23 protein-coding genes and 2 pseudogenes are annotated in these 23,643 nt (G+C 63.0%); 13 read left to right on the top strand and 12 right to left on the bottom strand.

The window, feature by feature from the left end; translation table 11 throughout:
- Positions 1-260 precede the first annotated feature (260 nt).
- From ACQKRQ_RS29800 to ACQKRQ_RS29770, 7 genes and pseudogenes are all read left to right on the top strand, one after another.
- Positions 261-470, top strand: a complete 210-nt coding sequence (locus tag ACQKRQ_RS29800; protein ID WP_132378892.1) for a hypothetical protein — start codon at positions 261-263, stop codon at positions 468-470.
- 399 nt (positions 471-869) lie between these two features.
- Positions 870-1,157, top strand: a complete 288-nt coding sequence (locus ACQKRQ_RS29795; RefSeq protein WP_132378894.1) for a DUF3303 domain-containing protein — start codon at positions 870-872, stop codon at positions 1,155-1,157.
- Between the two features lie 7 nt (positions 1,158-1,164).
- The gene (locus ACQKRQ_RS29790; RefSeq protein ID WP_408177288.1) at positions 1,165-2,802 is read left to right on the top strand and encodes an MFS transporter; all 1,638 of its coding nucleotides are present in this window, start codon (positions 1,165-1,167) and stop codon (positions 2,800-2,802) included.
- A gap of 118 nt (positions 2,803-2,920) precedes the next feature.
- Positions 2,921-3,535, top strand: coding sequence for a TetR/AcrR family transcriptional regulator (locus ACQKRQ_RS29785; RefSeq protein WP_427481167.1), 615 nt, complete (start codon positions 2,921-2,923; stop codon positions 3,533-3,535).
- 93 nt (positions 3,536-3,628) lie between these two features.
- Positions 3,629-4,855, top strand: a complete 1,227-nt coding sequence (locus ACQKRQ_RS29780; protein WP_427481166.1) for a YbfB/YjiJ family MFS transporter — start codon at positions 3,629-3,631, stop codon at positions 4,853-4,855.
- A gap of 154 nt (positions 4,856-5,009) precedes the next feature.
- Positions 5,010-5,165 (top strand): DUF3309 family protein, encoded by a 156-nt coding sequence (locus tag ACQKRQ_RS29775; RefSeq protein ID WP_012429014.1) that lies wholly within the window; start codon positions 5,010-5,012, stop codon positions 5,163-5,165.
- A gap of 150 nt (positions 5,166-5,315) precedes the next feature.
- Positions 5,316-5,419, top strand: a pseudogene (locus ACQKRQ_RS29770) (sugar dehydrogenase); the annotation flags it as partial.
- Here ACQKRQ_RS29770 and ACQKRQ_RS29765 read toward each other — a convergent pair.
- From ACQKRQ_RS29765 to ACQKRQ_RS29745, 5 genes are all read right to left on the bottom strand, one after another.
- Entirely contained in the window at positions 5,415-6,761 is a 1,347-nt protein-coding gene (locus ACQKRQ_RS29765; RefSeq protein ID WP_427481165.1) for a four-carbon acid sugar kinase family protein, read from the bottom strand. The pseudogene ACQKRQ_RS29770 and the gene ACQKRQ_RS29765 sit on opposite strands and share 5 nt — an antisense overlap.
- A 26-nt stretch (positions 6,762-6,787) precedes the next feature.
- Positions 6,788-8,086: a ribulose-bisphosphate carboxylase large subunit family protein gene (locus ACQKRQ_RS29760; protein WP_427481164.1), complete on the bottom strand. Its 1,299-nt coding sequence runs from the start codon at positions 8,084-8,086 to the stop codon at positions 6,788-6,790.
- Positions 8,083-8,622, bottom strand: coding sequence for a VOC family protein (locus ACQKRQ_RS29755; protein WP_427481163.1), 540 nt, complete (start codon positions 8,620-8,622; stop codon positions 8,083-8,085). Before ACQKRQ_RS29755 ends, ACQKRQ_RS29760 begins: the two co-directional genes overlap by 4 nt.
- A gap of 102 nt (positions 8,623-8,724) precedes the next feature.
- Positions 8,725-10,611: a TRAP transporter large permease subunit gene (locus ACQKRQ_RS29750; protein ID WP_427481162.1), complete on the bottom strand. Its 1,887-nt coding sequence runs from the start codon at positions 10,609-10,611 to the stop codon at positions 8,725-8,727.
- A gap of 62 nt (positions 10,612-10,673) precedes the next feature.
- Positions 10,674-11,699, bottom strand: coding sequence for a TRAP transporter substrate-binding protein (locus tag ACQKRQ_RS29745; protein WP_132378908.1), 1,026 nt, complete (start codon positions 11,697-11,699; stop codon positions 10,674-10,676).
- 198 nt (positions 11,700-11,897) lie between these two features.
- Here ACQKRQ_RS29745 and ACQKRQ_RS29740 point away from each other — a divergent pair, with 198 nt between their 5' ends.
- Both ACQKRQ_RS29740 and ACQKRQ_RS29735 read left to right on the top strand, forming a co-directional pair.
- Positions 11,898-12,953 carry a LacI family DNA-binding transcriptional regulator gene (locus ACQKRQ_RS29740; RefSeq protein WP_132378910.1) on the top strand — a complete coding sequence of 352 codons (1,056 nt, stop codon included), beginning with the start codon at positions 11,898-11,900 and terminating at the stop codon, positions 12,951-12,953.
- A 501-nt stretch (positions 12,954-13,454) separates the two neighbouring features.
- Positions 13,455-13,823, top strand: a complete 369-nt coding sequence (locus ACQKRQ_RS29735; protein WP_427481161.1) for a hypothetical protein — start codon at positions 13,455-13,457, stop codon at positions 13,821-13,823.
- A gap of 74 nt (positions 13,824-13,897) precedes the next feature.
- Here ACQKRQ_RS29735 and ACQKRQ_RS29730 read toward each other — a convergent pair.
- Positions 13,898-14,223 (bottom strand): annotated as a pseudogene (locus tag ACQKRQ_RS29730) (LysE family translocator); the annotation flags it as partial.
- Positions 14,224-14,624: 401 nt separating this feature from the next.
- Between ACQKRQ_RS29730 and ACQKRQ_RS29725 the strand changes: the two are divergent.
- Positions 14,625-15,098, top strand: coding sequence for an Lrp/AsnC family transcriptional regulator (locus ACQKRQ_RS29725; RefSeq protein WP_408177297.1), 474 nt, complete (start codon positions 14,625-14,627; stop codon positions 15,096-15,098).
- A gap of 40 nt (positions 15,099-15,138) precedes the next feature.
- Here ACQKRQ_RS29725 and ACQKRQ_RS29720 read toward each other — a convergent pair whose 3' ends face one another.
- A complete protein-coding gene (locus ACQKRQ_RS29720) occupies positions 15,139-16,368 on the bottom strand; it encodes a YbfB/YjiJ family MFS transporter (protein WP_427481160.1) in 1,230 nt (409 codons plus the stop codon).
- 274 nt (positions 16,369-16,642) lie between these two features.
- On the opposite strand from ACQKRQ_RS29720, the gene ACQKRQ_RS29715 reads away from it, so the two are divergent.
- The 3 genes from ACQKRQ_RS29715 to ACQKRQ_RS29705 all read left to right on the top strand — a co-directional run bounded on the left by ACQKRQ_RS29715 (position 16,643) and on the right by ACQKRQ_RS29705 (position 18,805).
- Positions 16,643-17,308, top strand: coding sequence for a nitroreductase family protein (locus tag ACQKRQ_RS29715; RefSeq protein WP_427481159.1), 666 nt, complete (start codon positions 16,643-16,645; stop codon positions 17,306-17,308).
- Between the two features lie 153 nt (positions 17,309-17,461).
- Positions 17,462-17,941: a hypothetical protein gene (locus tag ACQKRQ_RS29710; RefSeq protein WP_132378920.1), complete on the top strand. Its 480-nt coding sequence runs from the start codon at positions 17,462-17,464 to the stop codon at positions 17,939-17,941.
- 12 nt (positions 17,942-17,953) lie between these two features.
- Positions 17,954-18,805, top strand: coding sequence for a hypothetical protein (locus ACQKRQ_RS29705; protein WP_427481158.1), 852 nt, complete (start codon positions 17,954-17,956; stop codon positions 18,803-18,805).
- 20 nt (positions 18,806-18,825) lie between these two features.
- Here the strand turns inward: ACQKRQ_RS29705 and ACQKRQ_RS29700 are convergent, their stop codons facing one another.
- The 5 genes from ACQKRQ_RS29700 to ACQKRQ_RS29680 all read right to left on the bottom strand — a co-directional run bounded on the left by ACQKRQ_RS29700 (position 18,826) and on the right by ACQKRQ_RS29680 (position 23,461).
- Positions 18,826-19,521 (bottom strand): 4'-phosphopantetheinyl transferase family protein, encoded by a 696-nt coding sequence (locus ACQKRQ_RS29700; protein WP_427481157.1) that lies wholly within the window; start codon positions 19,519-19,521, stop codon positions 18,826-18,828.
- A gap of 91 nt (positions 19,522-19,612) precedes the next feature.
- Positions 19,613-20,089 carry a hypothetical protein gene (locus ACQKRQ_RS29695; protein ID WP_427481156.1) on the bottom strand — a complete coding sequence of 159 codons (477 nt, stop codon included), beginning with the start codon at positions 20,087-20,089 and terminating at the stop codon, positions 19,613-19,615.
- A gap of 319 nt (positions 20,090-20,408) precedes the next feature.
- The gene (locus ACQKRQ_RS29690) at positions 20,409-20,645 is read right to left on the bottom strand and encodes a DUF2783 domain-containing protein (RefSeq protein ID WP_427481155.1); all 237 of its coding nucleotides are present in this window, start codon (positions 20,643-20,645) and stop codon (positions 20,409-20,411) included.
- A gap of 92 nt (positions 20,646-20,737) precedes the next feature.
- Positions 20,738-22,447 carry an FAD-dependent oxidoreductase gene (locus ACQKRQ_RS29685; protein ID WP_427481154.1) on the bottom strand — a complete coding sequence of 570 codons (1,710 nt, stop codon included), beginning with the start codon at positions 22,445-22,447 and terminating at the stop codon, positions 20,738-20,740.
- Positions 22,448-22,501: 54 nt separating this feature from the next.
- Positions 22,502-23,461, bottom strand: a complete 960-nt coding sequence (locus tag ACQKRQ_RS29680; protein ID WP_427481153.1) for an MBL fold metallo-hydrolase — start codon at positions 23,459-23,461, stop codon at positions 22,502-22,504.
- Positions 23,462-23,643 lie beyond the last annotated feature (182 nt).

The following is a 23,643-nucleotide window of genomic DNA, read 5'->3' as shown; positions in this document are numbered from 1 at the left end:
TGATCGGCGCGGGCTTCGTGCCGCTGCACCTGAACGTCAGCCCGTCGCTGTGGGGCGCCAACTACGCCAACGTGTGACGGCTTGCCGTCGCGAGGACCGGGGGGCCTCATTCCGGCCGGCAGATCATCGCCGGCCAGCGAGCGGCAGACAGATTTCCTATACTGATAGTGCGAGGAGACCTCAGCACATTTCACGACACACCCGAGCGGCGGCCGGCGCATTGCACCGGCGCGCCGCTCGATTTCTTTCCTGGAGCCAACATGACCAAGCTGATCATCAGGGACCTCACCGATAGCGTCGAACTCGATCGTCAGGCGATGGCGGCCATCGTCGGCGGCGCACGTATCGGCGCGCGGCTGAACGCGGCCGTGCCACTCGTGCCGGCTTCGGCACGCGTGGTCGAATATCCGCCGGGATTCCCCGCAGCGCATCAGACCATTGCCCGCGCCGCCGTGCAGCGCAAACCGTAGCGCGCCTCGCCCAAGCGTCGCACAGTCACAGCAACGGCACGCGTCACCCACGCGTGCCGTTTGCTTTTGTTGCCGGCGCCCCGCAATAGTTAACGTGAACAACCCACGAGATATTCCCAGCTGGCAACAGCCCTCTTCGCTTTTTCGCCACGAAAGAGCGCTTGTTCAATTAGCCTGGTGAATGTCCGCACGCGGCGACGCCGGCCGCCCTCCGCTCACCTATGATGCTTAGGATGCCACGTGGTTTTCTGATCGCTGTCCGCCAATAGCACGTACTATTCGGACAGCTTGCGGGCGCAGAGTGAACACGGCGCACCGCAACCGCGACGCGCCGTACCCATAAGCGACGATGGCAGCGCGCCACGAGCCGGCATCGCCAATTCGGATTGGAGACGCGCAATGAAATTTATCGTCCTATGGAATGGTCTGCCAACCGCCGAGAGTTCCGTCATCGAACGTTTCATGAAGACCGGCGGCCGGGTGCCGGAGGGAGTCAAATTGCTGGGACGCTGGCACGCTATCGGCGGCTTGCATGGCGTTGCTATCGTCGAGTCTGACGACACGGGCGCGATGGCGGCGCTGGCGCTCGAATGGGGCGACCTGCTCACGATGAACATCTCCCCAGCCTTGACCGACGAAGAACTGGGCGGCGCCCTCGGCAAATATGCCGCAGCGGGTAACAAGTAAGCACGCCATGAGCGCCGGGCTCGCCGCGCCGCTTCCGAGCGGGCAACTGCTGCCGTTTCGCGAGTCGCTGCTTGCGATGCTCGGCATCGCCTTCGTCGCGATGCTGGTGGCGCTGGATCAAACCATCGTCGGTACGGCGCTGCCGCGTATCGTCGCCGAACTGAAGGGCTTCGACCTGTACGCATGGGTCGCGACGTCGTACATGCTGGCCTCGGTCATCACGATTCCCATCTTCGGGCGGCTGGGCGATCTATTCGGCCGCAAGCGGTTTTTGATCGCCGCGATCCTGTTGTTCACCGGCGCCTCGGTATTGTGCGGGCTCGCCAACAGCATGTTGTTGCTGGTGATTTCGCGCGGCCTGCAAGGGATCGGTGGCGGCATCCTGATCGGCACGGTGTTCGCCACCGTCGCTGATCTGTTTCCCAATCCGAAACTGCGGCTGCGCTGGCTGGTGTTCGTCACCTCCGCCTTCGGCGTGTCGAACATGATCGGACCGACCCTCGGCGGAATGCTGACGCAGTACGGCGGCTGGCGGCTGGTGTTTTTCGTCAACGTGCCGGTCGGGATCTTATCGCTGCTGTTCGTGCAACGCTTTCTGCCGCCGCTGCTTCACCTGCGGCACAAGGGGCCCGTGCGGCTCGACTGGCTCGGCGCGTTCGTGCTCGCGGTGACGTTCGGCTCACTGCAAGTGCTAATCGAACTGTTTCCGAGGCGCGGTTTCGACACCACGACAGTCGTGCTGACCATCGTAGCGGCGACTTGCGGGCTGATTCTCTGGCTATGGGAACGGCGCATCGGCTATCCGATCGTGCCCGTTGACATGCTCATGGACCGCAAGCTCTCCGCGCTCTTCGCGATGTCGGTGCTCGGCGGCTTCGCGCTCTTTTCGCTGGTGTTCTACGTACCGCTGCTGTTTCAGGGCGGCTACGCGATGTCCGCGCATGACTCCGGCATGCTGATCACGCCGCTGCTGCTCGGCACGACCGTAGGCAGCGTGCTCAACAATCGTATCGTCACACGGATCCGCCGCGCGAACGGCATCATGTATGCCGGTTTTGCGCTGTCCGCGCTCGCCTGTCTCAGCGTAGTCGTACTGCGAGGCACGGAACCGCATCTGGTGTGGGCGTCGTGCATGGGGATCAGCGGGCTCGGCCTCGGTCTGGTGGCAACCAGCCTGACAGTCTGTTCGCAGCAGATCGTCGCGCGAGATCATGTCGGCGCAGCCACCGCGCTGCTTCAATCACTGCGGACGTTCGGCGGCATGCTCGGCACGGTGATGACCGGCGCGTTGCTCGGGCATCTCTATTCGCGCGGCGTGCATCGCTCACTCGATTCCTATCAGGCGACGCAGTGGTTCAAATCCTTCGCCAGTCCTGAACTGTTGGTGGATCGCGCGGAGCAGGCCGCGCTGATCAATCGTCTGGTGAGTGCCGGCCAGTCGGGCGACGCCATGATGAGATCCGCGCGCGAAGCGCTGGTGCAATCCATTCACATCGGCATTCTGGTGGCGGGCGCCGCCGCGTTGATCGGCCTGTGCCTCGCGTGGTTCGTGCCCCCCGTGCGGATCAGCTATCCGGAAACCGAACTCGCACCGGACGGGCAACCACCCGCCGACGCCCTGCCCCCAAACCGCAGCGCACTGTAAACGCGCCGCCGGACGCCCTCAAATCTTCTTCTTGCGTTCTGTATCAGTCGATATATAATCGCCTTCTATATCGAATGATACAGAACTAGTCGTCAGTGACGCTGGAAGGACATTCACCATGGCAAGACCCCGCGAATTCGATGAACACGAGGTGCTCGAAGCCGCCAGCGCGGCCTTCTGGACGAAGGGCTACGAGGCGACCTCCACGCGCGATCTGGTCAAATCGACCGGCCTGACGCAGCCGAGCCTCTACAACGCGTTCGGCGACAAGCGCACGCTGTATCTGCGAGCGCTCGAGCATTATCTCGAGCACACCTTGCGCGAACGGATCCGGCGATTGGAACGCACCGTATCGCCGGCTCTAGGCATCACGAAGTTTTTCCAGGAGATCCTTGAGCGTACGCTCGCCGATCCCGCCCAGCGCGGCTGCATGCTGGTGAACTCGGCGCTGGAAACCACATCGGAGGACGAAATATTCCGTGACATCGTCGCCACGGAATTCGCCGAAATCCGCGCGTTTTTTTACCGCTGCGTGGTTGCGGCCGGCGAGAGCGGCGAAATCACCACCGTCGTTTCCGCCGATGACGCCGCCACTCATCTGCTCGCCACATTGATCGGCGTTCGCGTTCTCGCGCGCGTCAATCCGCAACAGGCGCTGCTCATCGGCGCGATCGCGCCGGTGTTGCTGCTGCTCGGTTTGCCTGCCCTACCAGCAACCGACAACGGCGTCTGAGCCCGGCGCCTGACAAGGCGCGTCCCTTCGCTTCGCTTTCCCCACCGACATCCGGCAGCGCCGCTACCAGCGCGCACCGGTAAAGGAACCGTCATGTCCGCTGCACCCATAGCGTCCGATAGTCCAGTCTCACTCGATGCCCGCGCGCTCTTCGCAACGCTCGCGGGGCTGTGCGGCAGTCTCGTCGCCATCGGCCTCGCCCGCTTCGCGTACACGCCGTTGATTCCCTCGCTGATCCAGGCGCACTGGTTCACGTCGTCGCAAGCGGTCACGCTCGGCGCGGCGAACTTCGCCGGCTATCTGGTCGGCGCGTTGATCGGCCGTCCGCTCGCAGCAGCACTATCGAACCGCAGCGCGTTGCGCATGCTGATGGCGGTGGTGACGGGCGCCTTCTTCGCCTGCGCGTATCCGCTTTCGGTGAGCTGGTTTTTCACGTGGCGTTTGTTGTCGGGCATTTCCGGCGGAGCGATCATGGTGCTGGTAGCGACATCGATTCTTCCGCACATTCCGGCGCCGCGCCGTGGCTTCGTGAGCGGCATGATCTTTCTTGGACTCGGCTTGGGTATCGCGGCATCCGGCACATTGATTCCGCAGTTGCTTCACTATGGTTTGCAAACCACGTGGATCGGTCTCGGCGCGGTGGCACTGGTGCTGACCGTAGTGAGCTGGTTCGGCTGGCCTTCGACGAATCCACCCGCACCGGTCGTGCCGTCCGGCGCGCATCACGCGGCGCGCCCTCACGGCTTGACCCTGCGCGTGTTGTACGCGCAATACGCGGCGAACGCCCTCGGTCTCGTGCCGGCGATGGTACTGCTCGTCGACTATGTCGCTCGCGGGCTGGGACGCGGCGCGGCAATCGGCGCGAACTACTGGGTGCTGTACGGCCTCGCTGCGATCGCCGGACCGGTGATCTGCGGCAACGTGGCCGATCGCATCGGCTTCGGCAAGGCGTATCGCGTCGGACTGCTTCTGCAAGCGGCCGCTGTCGCCATGCTCGCGTTTTCGGGCAGCTCGTTCGTGCTGGCCGCATCGACCGTGATTCTCGGCATCTTCACGCCAGGCATCGTGCCGCTCGTGCTCGGCCGCATTCATGAACTGGTGCCGCACGATCACACCGAACAACGAGCCGCATGGAGTCGCGCGACCACAGCCTTCGCGCTCTTCCAGGCGCTCGGCGGCTATGGGTACTCGTACCTCTTCTCGCATACGCATAACGACTACGCGTTGATCTTCACCTGTGGAGCAGTCGCGCTAAGTATTGCCTTCGTCGCTGATCTCCTTGCGTCGCGTATCGGCGCCGCACGCCACACCGCGATGTAACTGGTTTCGAACGTTGCCCGCTCGACTTTTAGCCGTGGGCATGCGGCTTGCTCAACCATGACACCGATACTGCCTTTCGCAGGAACGCCCGCAGGGCGTGCCTTGCGCGGCTGTCGTGAAGGCAGGTCCAATCAACCAGGCGGAGGTCATTCATATGTTGGGAACTATTCTTCTAGTCGTGCTGATTCTTCTGCTCATCGGTGCGCTCCCCACGTGGCCGCACAGTCGTGCGTGGGGTTACGGTCCTACGGGCGGTCTAGGCCTCGTTGTGATCGTGGTAATCGTATTGCTGGTCGTCGGCGTCATATAGCCGCAACTTGCTTAAGCATTTCGTAGTGCCCGTGTTCTTCCGAATCGGGTCGGCCGCCGGATATCGGTGCAGTTCGCTGCATGGATATCCGGCGGCCTTGCTATATGGATGGTCGATGCACATTCCCACCTTGTCACGCCGGGAGCAGCGATGGAAAAGTTACTCGCGAATCAGGTCGCTCTGATCACGGGAGTAAGTTCGGGCATTGATTCCGGCGTCGCCAAGCGCTCGCGGATGCGGGCGCGGTCGTTAGCCGTTGCCTTCGAGCAGTTGCTCGAACAGATCCGCGTCGCCCATTTGCCCGCCTTTGAGCATGATCTCCATGCCGTCGAGTTCCGCGCGATCGGCGTGGAGACGGCACACTGTGACGCCCGCCGATAACGGCGCGAGATACGAGAGTCCCCATGCGCCGAGCGCGCGTACGGCAAAACTCGACGTGTCGCCGCCCGCAATGCCGATGCGGTGCAAGCGCACGGCGCCGAGTACCTGTTGCAAGAGTGACGCACAGGCATGCGCGAGTTGCGGCAGCGCGCCGCCTTCGCTCGACGCGCGGCGCGTCGTGAAAGCCAGCACGTTGCGTCCGTCGCGCAAGGGCCCGGCTATTGCGGCCACGCGCTCCGCCAGATAATCGGAGCTTGCGTCACCGGTCATTTTCAGCGGATCCAGTTCCACACGCAGGTAGGATGGCGCGGCGCTAATCTGCGCCTCGGTCAATGGCGAGAGACTGCCCGCCAGCACGAATACGGGGCCGCGTGCGGGAGCCAGCGGCGGCGTGGTTCGAGTTTCCGCCGTGGCATCTTTAACGCGGTTGTCATGCGCCAACGCATAAGCCTGCGCGACGCTGCTCGCACCGACCGCGAGCAATGGCGCCGACGCCGCGGCATGACGCGCGATCATGCGGCCAATCGCCAGCAGATGCGAATCGTCGAGCACGTCGAACAGCACGGCGTCGGGTTTCGAATCGAGCCGGTGCTGCACTTGCGCCTGAAGTTCGGCGTCGCCGTGCGCATAGCAGCGCCAGTCAATCGATTGCACATTCTTCACACCTTGGCGCTGAAGATGCACGCGCAAGTCCGCTTCGTTCATCGGCGTAACGGGATGGCGGCTCATCGTCGGATGACGGTCGATGCGGTAGATCGACTGCGCGCTATCATCCGCGCCGGCTGCCGCGAAGAGTTCGCCGAACACGCAATAGCGCCGCAGATTCGGCTGACCGCCAACCACCGCGACGAGTTCGTTCGCGCAGTACTCGCGCAACGTGCGGATCGCCACGCCGATACTGCCGGTTTCCGGCGCGCTATCGAACGTCGAGCACACCTTGTAGTGCATCACCCGCACGCCGAGCGCGGCGAAGGCAGCGCCGACACGCTCGAGTTCCTGCCGCTGCGTGGCGGGCGGCATGGTCCGCGCGGCGCCCGCTACGCCGAGTGCGTCGAGCCGGCCGAGCATCGAAAGACGCGCGCCATCCGGCGGGGCGAAGAACAGCATGGTGCGCAAACCGGCGCGGGCGAGATGGGCCAGCGTGTCGGTTGCGCCGGTGAAGTCGTCGCCGTAGAAGGCGTAGGCCGGACCGTTGCTATGTGCTTCGTCGCTCATCTTTTGTTCCGTGCCGCCGGTGATGTTCACGTGCGGCTGCCGAAAAACGCCAAGGCGCGCCGCAACTCCGGCATGTGCTCGGCGTACACCGGCAGCGGCGTGCCCGCCTGCACCGCAGCCCACGCCTGGCGCACGCTCGTGACGCCCGCCGCGGGACCGTCCGGATGCGCGAGAATGCCGCCGCCCGACATGAACAGCAGGTCGGCGGAGCGCACGGCGTCATATGTCGCTTGCACGGTGCCGGCCCATTGCCCTGATGAAAACGCCGGCAGCACGGTATCGTCGCAACCGGTGGCGAGCGGCGTCGCGCAATCGCGTGCCGACTCGATCACTTCGGCGTCGCTCTGCGCGAATTTGCCGGCAAGGCCATGCACGTGCATATGATCGACGCCGCTCAGTCGCCACAACGTCTGATACGCCTGAAACGACATGCCCAACGCCGGGTCACGCGACATCATGCCGTAGCCGTTGCGGTGCGCGTGAAGCACGAGCGGCGTCGCGCGGCGCAGCGTCTGGATCGCGGAAAAGCCGCACCAGTTGATGCTCGCCATCACGCAACTGCCGCCCTCGCGTTCGACCAGTTCCGCGTGACGGCGCATGGCGTCGAGGTCGTCGGTGATATTGAACGCGACCATTACAGGACGGCCACTGCGCTCACGGTAACGGCGCACTTCGGCCATCACCGTCCGCACGCGCTCCGCCAGCGGCGCATGGGCGGGATTCGCGCATACTTCGTCATCCTTGATGAAATCGACACCCGCTTCGCACAGATCGCGCACCAGCGCCGCCGTTTCCGCCGCGCTCAGGCCGACGTTCGGCTTGATGATGGTGCCGATCATCGGCCTGTCTTTCACGTCCGTCAGCGCGCGCGTGCCGGCCACGCCATGACGCGGTAACTCGAACCGCGCACGGTACGAAGCCGGCAAGCGCAACGACAGCAGCCGCATGCCGGTCACTTCGCCGAGATCGTACAGATTGCCGGCGACGGTCGCGGCCAGCGTGGGCAGATTCGCGTCGATGTTGGCGAGCGGAAACGACAGCCTGATGCGCGCACGCCGCCATGGTCCCGGTGTGCCTTGACGCTCGAGCCATGCGTTCGGCAAACTGGGCTGCGCCGCTGCCTCCAGTTCCTCGATGCGCAGCACGCTCGCGCGGCTGCGCGCGCGCAGCGCATCGGATTCGTTGGCGACGCGCACGAACGTGCCGCTCGATTGCTCGCCGGCCATGACATCGGCGACACGTGCGGGATCGAGCGGCGTCTCGATCAGATAGTCGGCCTCGATCGTATCGTCGTCGACGGCGCGCGGTTGCAGCGTCTCGCTCATAGCGTGCCCAGATCGGGAAAGCGGCGCACCGGCTCGCGGCCGTCCCAGTCGCGCGACGCCGCGTAGATCATGTCGAAGAGCTTGCCCTTCGGCCCGGCGATCTCGGACAACTCGATTACCGTGCCGGGATGATTCTCCGTATCGAAGTAGACGAAGCGCCCGTTGCGCCCCACTTCGCCGCTCATCGCGACTTCGAAACCCTGCTCCTGCAGACGCGCGAGATCCGCGTCGAACGACGTGGTCCAGTACGCGTTGTGCTGCAAGCCGGTATGGCCCGCGGCGAGAAAGTCGCGATACATCGAGGGCGCGTCGTTGCGTGTCTGGATCAGTTCGACCTGCAACGGTCCCGAGTTCGCCAGCGCCACCGAGTTGTGCACCTCGTACGATTGCCCACGGTAGGTGTAGTTCTCGATCGGTACGCGTTCGTTGTAAAACCACGGACCTACGCCGAGCACGCGGCTCCAGTAGTCCATCGCGGCCTCGATGTCCCGCACCACATAGCCTGCCTGCCGGATTTCGCCAAAGAAACGACTCATGAAACTCTCCCGATGCTGCGGGTTGAAAGACGAGCGACGCCCCGGCGCGGCGAAAACGCGGCGCCCGAAGGTCGAACCTGTTAATAAACTTGAGAGACCTGCTTAGAGAAAGCCGATCGAAATCCAGGGAATCGCCGCGACCAGGATCAGGCCGACGATCAACGCGCCCATATACCCGACAATCGGTCGAATGCCCGCATCGGGATTGACCTTGCTGATCGCGCACGCCGAGTAGTAGCCGACACCGAACGGCGGTGAAAAAAGACCCACGCCCATCGAAAGAATCACGACGATCGCGTAATGCACTTCATGCACGCCCGCGAGCCGCGCGATGGGAAACAGCAGCGGCCCGAACAGCACAATGGCGGGAATCCCTTCGAGCACGCTGCCGAGCATCACGAACACGACAATCGACACCGCGAGAAAACCGTACGCGCCGCCGGGCATCGAGCCCATGAGTTGCGCGAGGTCCTGCGAAAAGCCGGATTGCGTGAGCGCCCAAGCCATTGCCGTGGCGCAGCCGATGATGAAAAGAATCGCGCCGGACAAAGTCGCCGCATCCACTAGCATGCGGCCAAGCCGCCGCCATTCGAAGCGGCGATACACCAGCAGGCCGATCAGCATCGAATACGCGATGCCGATGGTCGACACCTCTGTCGCCGTCGCCACGCCTTCGACCACCGCCATGCGAATCACGAACGGCAACGCCAGCGCCGGCAGCGACACGATGAACAGACGCCCGATCTGCCGCTTGCTGAAACGCTGCGCGCCGCTCAGGTCTTCCTTGCGATAGCGCCACCACACCACCACGCACAGAATCAGCGCGAGCACCGCGCCCGGCAACATGCCCGCGGTGAAGAGCGCGGATATCGACAGCCCGGTCACTGAACCGATCGTGATCAACACGATGCTCGGCGGAATCGTTTCGCTTTGTGCCCCGGTCGTGGCGAGCAGCGCGACCAGATCGCCTTCGGAAGCACCGCGTTTTTTCATCTCCGGAAACAGCACCGGCGCGATGGCCGCCATGTCGGCCACTTTCGAACCGGAGATGCCCGACACCAGATACATCGCGCCGATCAATACGAACGACAACCCGCCATGCACGTGACCGACGAGACTTGCGAGAAACTCGATCATTGCGCGCGCCATGCCGGTCATTTCGATCAGCAAACCGAGAAACACGAAGAGCGGCACAGCGAGCAGCACGAGATGCGACATGCCTTCGTCCATGCGGCCGACCACGACTTCGAGCGGCGTGAAGGTCGAGAGTCCCAGATAACCGAACGTGGCAAGCGCAAACGAAAAGCCGATGGGCACGCCCGAGAAAATCCCGATCGCCACCACGCCGACGAAAAAGATCACCAGACTGGTTTTGCCGAGCGTCTGAAACCACGGACCGGCGAACACGGCCACCGCGGCCAGCACAGCCGTGATTGCGAGCACGATCACGACGTCGCGCACGCGGCTCACCTGGGCGAGACGGATCAGACCGACCAGCAGCATGAGCGCCGCGCCGATCGGCAAGGCGAGCGCGCGCCATGCATTGCTGATCTGCAAGGCGGGCGTCACGATCGCTGCCTCGCCGGACGCATAGTCGTAGGCGGGAGCGATCAGCAGCGCAAGCAACGCGATCGATGCGGCGATCGCCAGCGTGTCGACGAACGCGCGCCGCTGCGGCGAGAGTCGGCTGACCAGCGCCGTCATCCGCATATGTTCGCCGCGCCGCAACGCAAGCACGGCGCCGAGCATGGCGAGCCACAGGAACAGAATCCCGGCCAGTTCATCCGACCACACGAGCGGCTGATGCAGCACGTAGCGGCACACCACGCCCGCGAGCATCACGACGATTTCCACGACGAGCAGCGCCGCCGCGCACACTTCGACGAGCGCGATCAAGCCGCGATCGAAACTCCTCAGCCAGCGGCGCGGCATGCTCGCCGCGTGCAACGGCACGCCCGCGTCCGCCGGATTCAATGCGTGATTCGACATCCTGCTGTCTCCTCGCGGCGGCTCGCCGCGCTTCGTCTCAGGCTCACCCGTATGCAGCACGCTCAAGCCAGCTTGCCGACCGATTGTTCGAGCAGGTCCCACGCCTGATTGCCGAACTTGCTCTTCCACTCGGCGTAGAAACCCGCCTGGCGCAGCGCCGCGCGGAACGTGTCGGGCGCGGGACGGTTGATCGAGAGACCCTTGCTTTGCAGATCCGCGACCGCCGCGTCGTTCAGCTTGCGCACGTCTTCACGCTGCTTGAGCGCCGACTGGTTGAACGCGTCGCTGGCAATGCCCTGCAGATCCTTCGGCAAGCGCTGCCACGCGCGCGGGTTCAGCACGAACCAGTAGCCGTCCCACATGTGATTGGTAAGCGAACAGAACTTCTGCACTTCGTAGAGCTTCGCGACCTGCACGATAGGCAGCGGGTTTTCCTGCGCATCGACGATATGCGTTTGCAGCGACGAATAGACCTCGCTGAATTGCAGGCTGGTCGGCGCAGCGCCGAGTCCCTTGAACATGTCGATGCTGAGCGGACTCACCGGTACGCGAATCTTCAAACCGCGCATGTTCTGCGCGCTGGTGATCGCACCGGTGCTGGTGGTCGTCTGACGAAAGCCGTTGTCCCACATCTTTTCAAACGATTCGAGTCCGGCCTTCTGCATCGCGGCGCGCACGTACGCGCCGAGCTTGCCGTCCATGGCGCTCCACACCTGGTTGTAGTCGCTGAACGCAAAGCCCACCGCGTTGATCGCGACCGATGGCGCGAGCGTCGATACCACCAGCGCGGACGGCGTGAACATCTCGATGCCGCCGCTACGCACCTGCGCGAGCATGTCGGTATCGCCGCCCAACTGGTTGTTGGGGAATATCCGGATCTCCATGCGCCCTTTCGACGCCTCTTTGATCTGATTGGCCGCTTCCTGCGAGCGCACGTTCAGCGGATGCGTGAGCGGCAGGTTGTTGCCGTACTTGAACACGAACTCCGGGCCGGACGCCGCGCGCACGATGGCCGGAAAGCCCAGCGCGCTGGCTACCGGCACGGCGGCTGCGGCACGCAGCAGGGTGCGTCTCGCGAGGTTGGTCATTTGAGCGTCTCCTTGCTTATAATTGATGTGACTGTCGAATCCATCAAAAACCATCATCGCCTGCTCGCTACGCCGTGATTTCCGGTCTCCGGTGTTGAGTCGTCGCGTGATAGCTGCAAGACTAGGCGTGCGCGGCAACTGCTGTCAAACCGCGAACTTGATGTTTTTTGATGGAATTCCCTTCTGCGAAGGACCGCTATGTCCGAAACGGTTCACCTCACCGCCGCCGCGCGCGCCCGCATTCCCGACATTGCACGCGCCGCCGGTGTTTCGACCGCCACAGTGGATCGTGTGCTCAACGGCCGCGAAGGCGTGCGCGCCGTGACGGCGCAACGCGTGCTGCAAGCGGCCGCCCAACTCGGCTATCTGCTCACGCCAGAGGCGCCCGTCGTGCCCGCCTCGAAGCCGATGCGCATCGCGTTTCTGCTGCCCGCCGGCACCAACCGCTATTTGCACATGCTCGGCGACTACATCGACTTCGCACACGATCAGTGGAACGCGTTGGACATGAAGTGCCGCGTGCACTACGTCGAGAGTTTCAACCCGAAGGAACTGGCCGACCGTCTGTTGCACTACGGACAGCGTGCGGATGGCGTCGTGTTTATGGCGCTCGAACATCCGGTGGTGCGCGACGCCGTGAATGCATTGGCGGACCAGGGCGTGCCGGCCATCACGCTGATTTCGGATTTATCGAATGCGCGGCGGCTGGCTTACGTGGGCATCGACAATCGTGCGGCGGGACGTACCGCCGCGTTGCTGCTCGGGCGCTTCATGGGCCCTCGACCGAGCGGGAAGATCGCCATGCTCGCGGGCAGCCTCAACTATCGCGGGCATGAGGAACGCGAGATCGGTTTTCTGCATTTGATCGAATCGACGTTTCCACAAGTGCGCGTGATCGGATTGCGTGAGGGACACGACGACAGCGAACGCAACTATATGCAGACGCGCAAGCTGTTGGAGCAGCATCCCGATCTCGCCGGCATTTACAACAGCGGCGGCGGATCGGATGGCGTGGCGCGCGCGATTGTCGAGGCGCGCTCAGAGCAGAAGATTCTGTTTGTCGGTCATGGCTTGACGCCTGACACGCGAGCGTTGCTGATCGACGGCACCATGGATGCGTTGATCACGCAAACGCCGCAAGCGATGGTGGGAAATTGTCTGCGCATTTTTCGCAACGTGCGCGAGAAGCGTGACGCGATGAGCGACGTGAAGCCGGTGCAATTTAGCATCGTCCTGCGGGAGAATTTGCCTTGACGTTAGCGTGGCGGCGTCGATCCAAACTTGCATGCGGTGAGGTTCGACGCCGTACTCGGCAGCATCGAGCAGCCACCGGTGGCTTGAGATGACACGTCAGGCACGCCGGATGCTCAATCACCTTCGTATTCAAACCTCGATACGAAAGGAGATCACATCATGCCTTACCTTCTCGGCTGGTTGCTTGGCGTCCCGTTGATCGTACTGGTCATCCTGTACCTCATCTTCCACTAATCCATAGAACCTGCTTGTTTGCGCAGTTGATCCGAGGTTCGTTCCACTGCGCCGCAGCCCCACCCGGCTGCGGCGAGAAAGGCGGCGCCGGCGTCCGGGCGTCGCCTTTCGCGCGTCCGCGCGATGCATGCGCGCCGACGCATCGAGGCACCTATCTTTCCGCTTGCGCTGCGCGGAATGGCGCGTAAAACTAACCTTCCCTAGTCCGCGCAAAATGCCATATCTGCACACGTGCGCTCAGAATGCGTGCGAGGCAAGGAGGGACCGATGGCCAGCAACGAGTACACGCTGTCACACCAGGACGTGGTGAAAGCCGTCATTATTCATCAGGATATTCACGAGGGTTTCTGGACCCTGAACATCAATTTCGACGTCGCCGCCAGCCACGGTCCACAACTGCCCGACCCGTGCCTTGCCGTGACGATCAAAGGCATCGGCATCATGCGCGCGTCGCCTGCCGATCCGTTCGCGATCGACGCCGCACTCGTCAATCCGCCGGCTCAGCATGTCGAGGGAACGGTACGCATCACGGCGGCTGTCAACGGTGCGCATCAAAGCGGCATGCAATTCTGCCGCGACGTCTATCGCAATGTCGCGGTACAGAGCGCGGTCAAAGCGCCTACCAAACCAAGTTGATCGAGCAGCCACGCGTCGCTTTTAATTCAAGGCGACGCGTGGAGTGGTGTTCGCCGCGCGATCCAGTGACGCGCTCAGCGCACCGCCGCCATCAGCGCGCCCATGACGACCAGCACACTACCCATCAAACGATTCACGGCGCGCAGCCGCTTCGGCCGTTGTAAAACGGTGCGCAAGCGGTGCGAGAAAATTGCCGCCGACGCCACGCCCAACGCAAACACGCATGCAAATGTCGCGGCCAGCAAAAGATATTGCTGATTCGCGGACCAGTGCGCCTCATTCGAAGGAGCGCTAATGAACTGCGGAAAGAACGACGGAAAAAACAGCAGCGTCTTCGGTTGAATCCCGAGGTGGCGACGCCGCGCCAGAACAGGCTTCGTTGCTGAGCGTCGGCGGCCGGCTCGACATCGGAAGGCGTGTGGTTGCGGCATGCCAGTACGTCCCGCCGCTATCCGCGCGGGTCGAGAAACCCGGTCGTGCGGACGATCATGCTGGCAGGCATTCGGTTAGGAACATGCGTCCATGCCCGGCGAGCGCGTCTTGCGGCGCTGGTAACGCCGCAATTCGCCCGCGTGCTGTCTCCTGTGAAAGACAGCGAGACACCGGATGGCAGCTTGTGGCCGCGCAAGGCCGCAGGCGCGAGGCCCGCAGCCCGGGCGGTTGTCCCGGGCATGAATGCACCCTGAAAATATACCGGGACGCTGGCTGGATAGGCTTCTTAAAGCAATGAGCTTCCCGCGCGATGTCGGGACAATCTTCCTTTAGAATGCGATTTTCCAGAACAAGCTTCCAGTACCGCCTATGACCACCCGAAATCGCCCGCTCGACAACCAGGATCGCAAGATCATGCGCGAGTTGCAAAAGAACGCGCGCCTCAGCAATGCCGAGCTGGCGGAACTGGTCGGCATGTCGACCACGGCGTGCTGGAATCGCACGCGTCAGTTGGAAACGGAGGGGTATATCCGCGGCTACGTCGCGCTGCTCGATCAGCAGAAGCTCGGCTTCGCGGACATCGTCCTGCTCGAAGTGACGCTGGACCGTCACGACGACGACGCCCTCGCCCGCTTCGGCGCCGAATTGGCGACGCTGACCGAAGTGCTGGAGGCGTATCTCGTGTCGGGCGACTACGACTATCTGGTGAAGGTGGCGGTCGATGGCACGGCGGGCTACGAGCGGTTTCTGCGCGAGAAGCTCTACAAGATCGCCGGCATCCGGCATAGCCGCTCGATGTTCGCCTTGCGTTGCATGAAGAGCATCCCGTCCGTGCAGGTGTGAAAAACGTGAAGCGCACTTGCCTGAATGCGCGGACTCACGTTCAGCGCAACGCTTTCTGACACGCCGCCAGCACCGCGCCCGCCGCGAGCAGCAGTGCGGAATACACGAGCCCGCGCGCGAGACCCGCGCCGTCCGAGACCCAGCCGATCACCATCGGTCCGACGATCTGCCCGAACGCGAACACGATCGTGAACGCGCTGATGCCTTTGGCCCAATGACTCGCGGGCAGATTGTGGCGCACGAAGGCCGTGGTCGACGCCACGGCGGAGAGAAACGTCGCGCCGAACAGCACGCCGGACACGAACGCCACCCACGGTTGCGTGAACAGAGCAGGCAGCAGCGTCGCGACCGCGAGCAAAGCGTTGAGCACCGCGAGCGCCTGGCCACCGCGCATGCGATCGAGCAACCCCGACCACACGCGCGCCGAGGCCACCGTCGCCACGCCTAGCAGCAGATAAAAACCCGTAACGACAGCCGCGCTCATGCCCGCATTGCGCAGGAGTGCGACGATAAACGTCATGTAGCCGATATAGCCGACGCCGAATAAGCCGTAGCCCGCCAGCGCGAGACTGAATCGCGGCCAACGGGGCGCATCGGCGGCGGCGTGTGATTGCGTGGCCGACGACGCCGTCGCGTGCACGCTCTCGATTTTTCGCGCGGCGCCGATGGCCACTGCGGCGAGTACCGCACACGCGAGCGCGAGTGCGAACCACGCAAACTGCCAGCCGTGCGCGACGTTGAAGATAGTCAGCGGCACCAGCACCGACGACGCCACGATGCCCCATCCCGTGCCGCCGTAATACAGGCCGAGGACGAGCCCTGCGTCGTGCGGCCTCGCCGATGCGAGCCGCGCAGCCAACACGCCGCCGCTGATAAAAACCGCCGCACTGCTTACGCCGGTGATCACGCGCAACACGAGCAACGAGTCCGTGTCGGCAAGCAGGCCGCTGACTGCCATCAGTAACGCAGTCGCGACGCAACCGCCGCCGAACAATGCGCCGGCCGACCATCTGCGCGCAAGGCGCGGAAAAGCCAGCGCACCGAGCAGATAACCCAGCGCGTTGGCCGTATTCATCGCGCCGGCTTGCGCGAAGCTCCAGCCGAGGTCGAGTTTCATCGACGGCAACAGCAGTGCGTATGCGAAGCGTGCGAGCCCGAGCGCGATCGCGCTACCCAGCGACAGCGCCGCGGCGAGCATCAGCGTGGGGAGGCGTTGCGCCGCTTCGGTGGCTTGGGAAGTCGATGCGGTCTCGAATGTTTTTGTCGGCATGGGCAAGCGAAAGTGGGCAAGGAGGCTGCAGGCCGCTTTTGCCAAAAAGGCTGAATTCGGCACTTCGTCATCATATCCGGGGGCGCCGGGAGCGGTTGACCGTTAGTTGCGTTAGCAATTTACCGCTCGGCGGCTCGGGCTGCCCTGCGTTTCGCGCCGCGCGCCGAACAGGCTCGAAACCAATTCACCAACATTTCTTCTAAATGCGAATGATTTGCATTTACGAGCAAATTGGCTCATTATTCAGCCCATACCATTCGCCGAACCCGAGATCATGACGACGCTAGACATCAGCCGCCCCGAAACCGACAACCAGCGCCCGGCGGCAGCAAAGCCTGCCGCCAGTGCCGGGCCGAAAGCTTCGGCGGCGCTCGAAGTCCTGCTGTCGCGTCAATCGCAATGGCCGCTGGCCGAGCCCGGTCCGGCGGACGCCGAACTCGACCTGATCTTCGACGCCGCCTTGCGCGCACCGGATCACGGCAATCTACGTCCCTGGCGCTTTGTGACGATTCGCGGCGACGCACGCGGACCGCTCGGCGACGTGCTGGTCGACCTCGCCTGCGCCCGCTCGCCGAACGAACCGCGTTCGGCGCATGCGCATCGCCGGCAGAAGGCATTTGCCGCGCCGCTGCTGATCGCGCTCGGCGCGGCAATCTCGGCGCATCCCAAGGTGCCCGAGATCGAGCAATTGCTGGCCGCCGGCGCGGCGGCGATGAACATGCTCAACGCGATCCATGCGCTCGGCTTTGGCGGCTTCTGGTCCACCGGTCCGGACAGTTATGAACCGCGCTTGCATGACGCATTGGGCTTCGCGCCGAACGAGCGACTGCTCGGCTTCCTGTTTGTCGGCACGCCGAAAACGCCGGGGCAAGCACCGGCACGTCCGGCGCGCAGCGCGCACGTGCGCGAGTGGCAGCCGACGCAGCCCGCTCAAACCTGAAGCAAGCGCCGGTAACGGCATCAAACGTGAGCATCTGACGCAGGCTCTGCGTCATCGCCCTTCCGTCGCACGCGACAAGCGCTGGCCTGCGACGCGGCACCCGTCCCATCCGGCCGGCGCGATTCATTGGACCGTGTCCATTCAGGAGCATCGATGAACTTTCGCTCTCAACATAGCAGCCGCCCGGAACTGATCGACGATCATCCGACCGATACCGCCGACGCGCCCGACCGCACCGTCCTGAGCGCCGTTCGCACATGGCTGCGGCCCGCCTGCGAAACGGCGCGCGGCGGCGTGCACTGGCGCGACATTCTCAGCGGCATCGGTCTGCGACCGGACGGCATCGAACACTTCGATCTACTGATGCGTTCGCTGATGCACGTGTCGTATCGGCCACTCGATATGCGCTGCCGCTGTGCCAGCGATCTCGGCAAGGACGAAGCGGTGATCCTGCAGACCATCGCGCTGCTGCAAAAAACGCATAGCGGTGCAGCGTTGCGCATGTTGAACGAATGGCTGCCCGCGCCCGCGGTGAGTGGCGTCCTGAAGCTGATTCGCTGGTTCGCCATCGATCTGCTCGACGCCGGTGTGGAACTCGACGTGCAAGCCCGGCGCGTCACGTACATGCATTGAGGAAGCAGGCCTATGCCATTGGAACTGGATCTGGCTTGCCCAGCGGCTTCGCGCCCGCGCGATAGCGGCGAGTCACGCGAAGTCGCCGCTAAACGCAGTGCTGGCGAACATGCCGTGCAGCCCGCCCGCCTCGCACCCACTATTGCCGCCGCGGCCACACCCGTATTCCTGTCCCATCCGCTGACACGCAGCTATCCGTACAACGTTGCCGCGCCGCGCGCAGGCGAGTTGCATCTTTGGCGGTTCCGCTGCGAATGGCTGCCGGTGCCTGTGCAACAAGGCGATAGCTGGCTGTCGAGGAGTGAACGCGAGCGTGCGCGGTTGCATCCGAACGCCGCGTTGCGAAAACGCTTTATCAGCGCGCGAGTGGTCGTGCGCTGGATCGTCGGAAATCTGTTCGACTGCGAACCGCAGGCCGTCGATTTACAGGATGACGGCAACGAGAAACTGCGTGCGCGTCATCCTCGCGACGGCCGCGGCATCACAATCGATATCGCGTACGGCGGCATCTGGATCGTGATCGGCGTTGCGTCGGCGACGCTAGGATTGAGCGTCGTCGTGCCCTCGCCAGGCGCGGCGCCCGAGGAACAGCCGGAAGCCTCGCAACGCCGCGCTCGCTACGGCAGTCTTTGCAATGCGCTGCGCTATGCGCCCGTCGATATCGATGTCGAACTGCTGTTCAGCCACTCCGCAAACGGTGCGTTCGATCTCGCGGAACACGGCCGCTGGCATGTGCTGGATGTGCCGATGGCCGGCAAGATTCGCGCTGCGGTCGCGCTTGCGCAGCCGGCCATGCAGCGACTCACACAGGTCCACGCGTTCGGCTGGCCGAAGGCTTTGGCGTTCGGACAGGTCAACGCTTAGCGCGCCGTGTTTGTTTGCGATTACCGAAGCGCGGTCACTGACCACGCGACGCACGCAGCGTAGCTGTCCGGTGCCACAAGCCAGTGCGCGGCGACATCGCGCATATCGTCTGGAATCTGCTTGCGCAACGTCACGCGCTTGCTCTCACGCGGTAGCACGGTCAGATGTTGCAATCCGCGTGTGATGCCCACGCCCGTTGTTTTGACGAGCGCTTCCTTGGCGACCCACGCATCGTAAAACGCAGCGCTCTGCTGACCTACGTCGAGGCGTTCGATCCACGCGACTTCTTCCGGATCGAGCGTCAAGGCCGCAATCGAATGCCAATCGAATTTGTCGCTGTGCTGCTCGATATCGACGCCCACGCGCCGAACCGGCGACATCGCGATCAGTCCATGCGCACCCGCATGCGATACATTGAAATCGAAGCGATTCGAATCCGCGAGATGGGGTCGGTGATTGACGTCGAGCGCAAAACGCACGGCGTGTGCCGCCATGTCGAGCCGCCGCGCGAGCTCTTCACGCAGCGCGGCGCGCACGGTCGCGAAGCGCAGCGCGTCATCATGGCAGCGAAAGGTGCGGGCTCGCGTGCGTTCGTCCTCGCTGAGGGATGCAAAGGCCGGCGCGTCGAGCGACGCAGTGAAGTCGATGTCGATCCTCCACAACGCAATGTCGGACGGGCCATCGTGCGGCAGCGGAACGGGGTCGATCGAATACATGCAAAGGTTCGGACGTAATGGGCGCAATCGCGGACGCATAACCGCGACTCTACCCGATATGACGTACGAAGCCATCGATCTCGAGCGACGCTCAAACCTTCGGCGTGTCGCCGATGTGGCACATCAACTGACAGAGGGCGGGATGACATCCGAGAGACGGCGGCACGTTCTTCGCACAGGCAGCGAACTGCCGCGACCAGATCGCATCGTCAGATGCTCCTGCCTGAGCGCCACGGGAAATTTTTTCACGGCACGCTGTCAGCGTCGCGGCCAACGCTTTCGCGCTCAAAGGATGCGCGTAATTCACCGTTGGATAGTCGCTAAACAACTGCCCCAACGGCAAATCTTCGACCGACGCCAATTCTCCGACGGCCAGTTGCGTGGCGATTTGCAACACTTCGCACTCGACTTCGAAAAAAAACAATTCAGACGCTGCACGGCCAGGCGCGTAATGGTTAATCCAGAGCGACGCCGATTCGGCAAACTGCGCAGGAGAAAGCCACTTTCCGTCGACTTTCATCGACGCCAACTCTTGAACGACAAGGTCGCTTATCAAAAACAATTTCATCTCGTGTCTCTTTCTGGCCGAACGTGGGGAAATTCCCACCGGCAACGCACGAGGACATGGTGCGCCGGCACGAAGCAATCTGGCCTACCGGAACGACACATCCTATGCGATCTGATCATCCTTCCCTCAACAAGCCGACTAGTATGAGGCAGCGCTTGTGCCGCTTTGCTAAGAAGAATCTGATAGTCAGAAAGAAAAAATTGAGATGAATCGCGGATTGTCTTCCGCGAATTTGAGAGGAAGCGCGCAACAAATCACTACTATTGACGTCTTCCGAAATCTGGCTTGCGCAAACTCAATCTTTGCTCGCGCTATGCGGTTATGCAGCCAGCGGACGCGCTTTACCATTTTGCGCCGACACGTCGGCCACGCCGTCGCGAGCATGCCGCATCGCTTCGAGCAGCGTGGCGTGATCGCCGATATGGTTGGCGAGCAGCAGGATCAGTTGCGCATTGGCCGACTGGCTCTGCGCATCGTCCAGATCGCGATGCATGTCGATCAACGCCTCGTAGAAATCGTCGGGGCGGGCGAGATTCGGTTGCGTGTTCAGTGTCATGTCTGTCTCCTGTCGACCAGAGTTGGCGCTTTAACGCTTACTCCGATCCCATGCAAATTGCTTGCGGCTATTGTTTTCCTGACGCCGCACGTTCAAGCCGTGCCTTCGACGCACAGTGCGCGTTTCAATGCATGCGCGACATCACCCGCATCGAGTTGCCGCCAGCGCGCGCAAACATGCTGGTCCGGACGAATCAGATAGAACGTGCCGGGTTTTGCGTCGTAGCGTGCGTGGGCCAGCCCTTCGATATCGTGCGCGACTTGCGCGTTCGCAGACACAAAGGCCTGCGGATCGCCACGGGTCACAACGACGAGCTTCAACGGAATCGGCCCAGCGCGCAACGTGTCCAACGCGGCCCGAGTCGCCTGGTCGACACCTTGATCGCCGCACAACAGCACGCCGGTGAATTGCTGGCCGAGTTGCTGCAGCAGCCATGCCGGTTGTCCCGCCACCTGCACCGGTGCATCGACGCAAGACGCGCCCGGCACCATCGCCCCTTCAAACGAGTCACGGTCCGCTGTATTCAGCGGAGAATCACGCAACACCGCCGGCACTGACAGCCGGCCGCTATTGGCCAATTGCCGTGCAAACGGATGATGACGCGAGAGCTTAAGCACGGCATCGCGGAACACACGGCTCACGGGACTCTTCGGCGTGATGAAATCGGTGGAGCGCGTGGAGTTGCGGATGTTTTCGTCGGCGGCGAATTCGCGTTCGCTTGCATAGGTATCGAGCAAAGCATCGGAGGCCTTGCCTTCGAGCACCATCGCCAGTTTCCACGCGAGGTTTTCCGCGTCCTGCACACCGCTATTCGCACCGCGCGCGCCGAACGGCGACACGCCATGCGCGGAGTCGCCGGCGAACAACACGTTGCCGTGCCGGAAACGGTCCATGCGCAAACACGAGAACGTATAGACGCTGACCCATTCCAACTCGAACTTTGCGTCCGGCCCGAGCAGCGCACGCACGCGCGGAATGACGCGCTCCGGCGTCTTTTCCAGCACCGGGTCGGCGTCCCACCCTAGCTGGAAATCGATCCGCCACACATTATCCGGCTGACGATGCAGCAGCACCGATTGATTCGGATGAAACGGCGGGTCGAACCAGAACCAGCGCTCAGTGGGAAACTCCGCTTCCATCTTGACGTCGGCGATCAGGAAACGATCCTTGAATGTCACGCCTTTACTGTCGAGTCCCATCAGATTGCGGATCGGACTGCGCGAGCCGTCGGCGGCGACCACATAGCGAGCGCGCAACGCGTACTGACCATTCGGCGTGTCGACGGTCAGCGTCACGCTGGCGTCGTGAGTGCCGGGCGTACCGCTTTGCTGCACGCCGACCACTTTGCTTTTCCAGCGGATCTCGAGATTCGGCATCTCCTGCGCGCGTTCGAGTAGAAAACCTTCGACGTAGTACTGCTGGAGGTTGATGAACGCGGGCCGGTTGTGGCCCGCTTCAGGTTGCAGATTGAACGTGTACACCAACTCGTCTTTCAGAAACACCTTGCCGACATTCCAGCTAATGCCCTTGTCCACCATTCGCTGGCCGCATCCCAAACGGTCGAAAATATCGAGCGAGCGTTTCGAAAAGCAGATCGCGCGCGATCCCGTGGACAATGAACAATCATCGTCGACCAGCACGACCGGCACGCCCTGCTGCGCGAGATCAATCGCGGTGGCGAGGCCCACCGGGCCCGCGCCGACCACGATCACGGGATAGGCCGCATGGTCCGCACCGCTCTGCGCGCTCTGTTCACGACACGGCTGATATTCGAACGACAGCGTCTGGTAGTTGATGCTCATCTTGTGTCTCCGTCCTTCTCGGCTCTGCGGCGTCTTGCTGTGCGTCTGTTCTTATCAGGCTTGCAGCGCGTCCCACATTTCCTTGTCGCGCTGCGCGGTCCAGATACGCGGATGCGCGATGCCGCTGGCTTCGTCGAAAGCGCGCGAGACGTCGAACGGCAGACAGTGCTCGTAGATGAAGACGTGGCCGAACTTCGGGTCCATGGCCTTGCGCGTGTGCGCCATCGCGGCCTTCAGATCGAGTTTCTGTTCGACGGCTTCACGGCCCTGTTGCAGCAACGTGGTGACGAAGTCTTTCGTGTAATCCAGACCCTTGTTGACGTCTTCGGGCGTGGTCAGCGCGGGGCCGCGGCCCGGCACGAGCTTGTCGGCCTTCAGCGCGCGCAATGCCTCGAGCGTGGCCGGCCATTGTTCGAGCTGCGCGTCGCCGCAATAACAGGCCGCGTCGTACTCGACCAGGTCGCCGGAGAACAGCACCTTCTGCGATGGCAGCCACACCACCGTATCGCCCTTCGTATGGCCCGCGCCGAGATGCGCGATGCGCACTTCGAGCTTGCCGAGGAACAGCGTCATTTCCTTTTCGAATACGAGCGTTGGCCACGTCAGGCCCGGCACCGTTTCGACGCCGGCGAACAGGCGCGGGAAGCGTTCAATTTCCGACTTCATGTCCGCTTCGCCGCGCTCGACGATCATCTCGTACGTGCCGCGGCTCGCGATCACTTCCTGCGCGCCTTCTCCGAAATACGCCGATGCACCGAGCACGCGCACCGCGTGATAGTGCGACAGCACGACGTATTTGATCGGCTTGTCCGTGACGCTGCGAATCTTCGCGATGAGGTCTTGCGCCATGGCCGGCGTGGCGGTGGTGTCGACGATCAGCACGCCGTCGTCGCCGATGATCACGCCCGAGTTCGGATCGCCCTCGGCGGTGTACGCGTAGGCGTTCTCGGATAGCTTGGTCCACGTGACTTTCTTGACTTCCAGATCGGCCTGGGATGCGAATGCCTTTGCCATGCTTGTCTCCCTCAAAAGTTGGACGTGAGGCGAGACGGCAGGCTGCGCGAATGCCGCGCGGGCTGACAGTATTGGAGGATTGTCTCGCCCCGTTTTTGACTCTGTGACTGCGCCGGTGTGTCGGGGTGAATGCATCTTAGGACGGCGCCAGTTTATTTGTCAATAGCGAAATGTATCGCTAT

The organism is Paraburkholderia sp. NPDC080076, assembly GCF_050281145.1.
Taxonomy (GTDB): domain Bacteria; phylum Pseudomonadota; class Gammaproteobacteria; order Burkholderiales; family Burkholderiaceae; genus Paraburkholderia.
This window is presented reverse-complemented; position numbering and strand designations above follow the sequence as displayed.

What these genes read in the sequence shown, in the direction of transcription:
- ACQKRQ_RS29800 (WP_132378892.1), top strand. Translation starts at nt 261, where the DNA reads ATGACCAAGCTGATCATCAGGGACCTCACCGATAGCGTCGAACTCGAT.
- ACQKRQ_RS29795 (WP_132378894.1), top strand. Translation starts at nt 870, where the DNA reads ATGAAATTTATCGTCCTATGGAATGGTCTGCCAACCGCCGAGAGTTCC.
- ACQKRQ_RS29790 (WP_408177288.1), top strand. Translation starts at nt 1,165, where the DNA reads ATGAGCGCCGGGCTCGCCGCGCCGCTTCCGAGCGGGCAACTGCTGCCG.
- ACQKRQ_RS29785 (WP_427481167.1), top strand. Translation starts at nt 2,921, where the DNA reads ATGGCAAGACCCCGCGAATTCGATGAACACGAGGTGCTCGAAGCCGCC.
- ACQKRQ_RS29780 (WP_427481166.1), top strand. Translation starts at nt 3,629, where the DNA reads ATGTCCGCTGCACCCATAGCGTCCGATAGTCCAGTCTCACTCGATGCC.
- ACQKRQ_RS29775 (WP_012429014.1), top strand. Translation starts at nt 5,010, where the DNA reads ATGTTGGGAACTATTCTTCTAGTCGTGCTGATTCTTCTGCTCATCGGT.
- ACQKRQ_RS29765 (WP_427481165.1), bottom strand. Translation starts at nt 6,761, where the DNA reads ATGAGCGACGAAGCACATAGCAACGGTCCGGCCTACGCCTTCTACGGC.
- ACQKRQ_RS29760 (WP_427481164.1), bottom strand. Translation starts at nt 8,086, where the DNA reads ATGAGCGAGACGCTGCAACCGCGCGCCGTCGACGACGATACGATCGAG.
- ACQKRQ_RS29755 (WP_427481163.1), bottom strand. Translation starts at nt 8,622, where the DNA reads ATGAGTCGTTTCTTTGGCGAAATCCGGCAGGCAGGCTATGTGGTGCGG.
- ACQKRQ_RS29750 (WP_427481162.1), bottom strand. Translation starts at nt 10,611, where the DNA reads ATGTCGAATCACGCATTGAATCCGGCGGACGCGGGCGTGCCGTTGCAC.
- ACQKRQ_RS29745 (WP_132378908.1), bottom strand. Translation starts at nt 11,699, where the DNA reads ATGACCAACCTCGCGAGACGCACCCTGCTGCGTGCCGCAGCCGCCGTG.
- ACQKRQ_RS29740 (WP_132378910.1), top strand. Translation starts at nt 11,898, where the DNA reads ATGTCCGAAACGGTTCACCTCACCGCCGCCGCGCGCGCCCGCATTCCC.
- ACQKRQ_RS29735 (WP_427481161.1), top strand. Translation starts at nt 13,455, where the DNA reads ATGGCCAGCAACGAGTACACGCTGTCACACCAGGACGTGGTGAAAGCC.
- ACQKRQ_RS29725 (WP_408177297.1), top strand. Translation starts at nt 14,625, where the DNA reads ATGACCACCCGAAATCGCCCGCTCGACAACCAGGATCGCAAGATCATG.
- ACQKRQ_RS29720 (WP_427481160.1), bottom strand. Translation starts at nt 16,368, where the DNA reads ATGCCGACAAAAACATTCGAGACCGCATCGACTTCCCAAGCCACCGAA.
- ACQKRQ_RS29715 (WP_427481159.1), top strand. Translation starts at nt 16,643, where the DNA reads ATGACGACGCTAGACATCAGCCGCCCCGAAACCGACAACCAGCGCCCG.
- ACQKRQ_RS29710 (WP_132378920.1), top strand. Translation starts at nt 17,462, where the DNA reads ATGAACTTTCGCTCTCAACATAGCAGCCGCCCGGAACTGATCGACGAT.
- ACQKRQ_RS29705 (WP_427481158.1), top strand. Translation starts at nt 17,954, where the DNA reads ATGCCATTGGAACTGGATCTGGCTTGCCCAGCGGCTTCGCGCCCGCGC.
- ACQKRQ_RS29700 (WP_427481157.1), bottom strand. Translation starts at nt 19,521, where the DNA reads ATGTATTCGATCGACCCCGTTCCGCTGCCGCACGATGGCCCGTCCGAC.
- ACQKRQ_RS29695 (WP_427481156.1), bottom strand. Translation starts at nt 20,089, where the DNA reads ATGAAATTGTTTTTGATAAGCGACCTTGTCGTTCAAGAGTTGGCGTCG.
- ACQKRQ_RS29690 (WP_427481155.1), bottom strand. Translation starts at nt 20,645, where the DNA reads ATGACACTGAACACGCAACCGAATCTCGCCCGCCCCGACGATTTCTAC.
- ACQKRQ_RS29685 (WP_427481154.1), bottom strand. Translation starts at nt 22,447, where the DNA reads ATGAGCATCAACTACCAGACGCTGTCGTTCGAATATCAGCCGTGTCGT.
- ACQKRQ_RS29680 (WP_427481153.1), bottom strand. Translation starts at nt 23,461, where the DNA reads ATGGCAAAGGCATTCGCATCCCAGGCCGATCTGGAAGTCAAGAAAGTC.